The organism is Parasutterella secunda, assembly GCF_016901835.1.
Lineage (GTDB): Bacteria > Pseudomonadota > Gammaproteobacteria > Burkholderiales > Burkholderiaceae_F > Aphodousia > Aphodousia faecavium.
Window position 1 is genome coordinate 1 of the sequence record NZ_JACJKX010000061.1, and the last position, 224, is coordinate 224.

Consider the following 224-nt stretch of genomic DNA (forward strand, 5'->3'; position numbering starts at 1 on the left):
ACTCGTAATCGACCGATAGTGAACCAGTACCGTGAGGGAAAGGCGAAAAGAACCCCGGGAGGGGAGTGAAATAGAATCTGAAACCGCATACATACAAACAGTAGGAGCCCTTCGGGGTGACTGCGTACCTTTTGCATAATGGGTCAGCGACTTACGTTCAGTAGCGAGCTTAACCGAGTAGGGGAGGCGTAGCGAAAGCGAGTTCGAATAGAGCGAGTAGTTGC

At 51.3% G+C, this 224-nt stretch carries 1 rRNA gene; it reads left to right on the forward strand.

Annotated features, from left to right (window positions below):
- Positions 1-224: ribosomal RNA gene (locus H5985_RS09345) — 23S ribosomal RNA — on the forward strand; the annotation flags it as partial.